The organism is Arthrobacter sp. 260 (assembly GCF_013116745.1).
In the GTDB taxonomy this organism is placed as follows: domain Bacteria; phylum Actinomycetota; class Actinomycetes; order Actinomycetales; family Micrococcaceae; genus Arthrobacter_D.
The window spans coordinates 1-1,894 of record NZ_JABFOE010000028.1 but is presented as its reverse complement, the minus strand read 5'-3'; the positions used below and the strand labels follow the sequence as shown (position 1 = coordinate 1,894).

General features: G+C 58.0%; 2 protein-coding genes. Both read left to right on the top strand.

From position 1 onward, the window contains the following. The first annotated feature begins 3 nt into the window (after nt 1-3). On the top strand, nt 4-921 hold the full coding sequence (locus HMI57_RS18240; RefSeq protein ID WP_171587415.1) for a sugar ABC transporter permease: 918 nt from the start codon (nt 4-6) through the stop codon (nt 919-921). Then, a complete protein-coding gene (locus HMI57_RS18235; RefSeq protein WP_228721218.1) occupies nt 911-1,882 on the top strand; it encodes a carbohydrate ABC transporter permease in 972 nt (323 codons plus the stop codon). The genes HMI57_RS18240 and HMI57_RS18235 overlap by 11 nt, the downstream gene beginning before the upstream one ends. Nucleotides 1,883-1,894 lie beyond the last annotated feature (12 nt).

The window sequence follows — 1,894 nt, the reverse complement described above, 5'->3', positions numbered from 1 at the left end:
CAGATGAAGCGGGGGCCGAAGGGTCCTAAGCGGAAGCTGACTGATGCTGAGAAGAAGGAGGAGCGGGCTTCTTATCTTTTTCTGGCGCCGTGGATTCTTGGTCTTGGGTTGATCACGATTGGTCCGATGGCGGCGTCGTTGTATTTGTCGTTTACGAATTACAACTTGCTGCAGGCTCCTGAGTGGATCGGGTTGGATAACTACCTTCGGATGATGCAGGACTCGCGGTTGTTGAATTCGTTGCGGGTCACGTTCTTGTATGTGTTCATTTCGGTGCCGTTGCAGTTGGTTGCGGCGTTGGCGTTGGCGTTGGTGTTGGACCGGGGGATGAAGGGTCTGGGCTTTTACCGGTCGGTCTATTACCTGCCGTCCCTGTTGGGTGGTTCGGTTGCGATCGCTGTGTTGTGGCGGCAGATTTTCGGTAACGATGGTCTGATCAACCAGGTGTTGGCGTTGGTCGGGATTGAGGGGATGGGCTGGATTTCGAACCCGTCGACCGCGTTGGGGACGTTGATGATTTTGAACGTGTGGACGTTCGGGGCGCCGATGATCATTTTCCTGGCCGGGTTGCGGCAGATCCCGACCATGTATTACGAGGCCGCGTCGGTGGACGGGGCGTCGAAGGTCCGCCAGTTCGCGACGATCACGATCCCGTTGCTGACGCCGATCATTTTCTTCAACCTGGTGCTGCAGATCATTGGTGCGTTCCAGTCCTTCACCCAGGCGTTCGTGGTTTCCGGCGGGACGGGCGGGCCGAGCGATTCGACCATGTTCTTCACCTTGTACCTGTATCAGCAGGGCTTCGGGAACTTCAACATGGGGTACGCGTCCGCGATGGCCTGGCTGTTGTTGGTCATCATCGCCGTTTTCACTTTCCTGAACTTCATCGCATCGAAATATTGGGTGTTCTATGACGACTAACATGCAGGCCAGCGGCGGGCAGACACCACCGGTCCCCGAACGGCCAGAAACCACCACCACCACTCGTAACGGCAACGGCAACGGCAACGGCACTGGCGACGATGTTGACCGGGCCACGGTGAAACCCCGTGATAAGGGCCGCCGGAACCGGTTGGTCAAACACGTGATCCTGATCGTGTTCGGGCTGATCATGTTGTATCCGCTGCTGTGGATGCTGGTCAGCTCCCTGCGCCCCAACGATGAGATTTTCCGGCTCACCGGGCTGGTGTTGACCACGTTCGAAGTCAGCAACTACGTGGACGGGTGGAACGCGTTACGGTCCCCGTTCGGGCACTACATGATCAACTCGATGATCGTGGTCCTGGGCTCCATCGTGGGGAACCTGGTGTCGTGTTCGTTAGCGGCGTACGCGTTTGCCCGGCTCCGGTTCCGGAAACGCTCCGTGTTGTTCGCGATCATGCTGATGACGATCATGCTCCCGATTCACGTCGTGATCGTCCCGCAGTACATCATTTTCTCCGAACTCGGGTGGGTCAACACGTTCGTCCCCCTGATCCTGCCCAAACTGTTGGCCACCGACGCGTTCTTCGTGTTCCTCATGATCCAGTTCATCCGCGGCCTGCCCCGCGAACTCGACGAAGCCGCCCGCATCGATGGGTGCGGTCACTTCAAAATCTTCTCCAAAATCATCCTCCCGCTGATGCTCCCGGCCCTGGCCACCACCACCATCTTCACGTTCATCTGGACCTGGAACGACTTCTTCAGCCAACTCATCTACCTCACCGACCCCGAAATGTATACGGTGCCCGTCGCCCTACGATCCTTCGTGGACTCCACCGCGACCTCCTCCTGGGGATCCCTGTTCGCGATGTCCATCGTGTCCCTCCTACCAATCTTCCTCGTCTTCCTCTTCGGCCAGAAATACCTCGTCAAAGGCATCGCCACCACCGGCGGCAAATAACCCCACCGCACG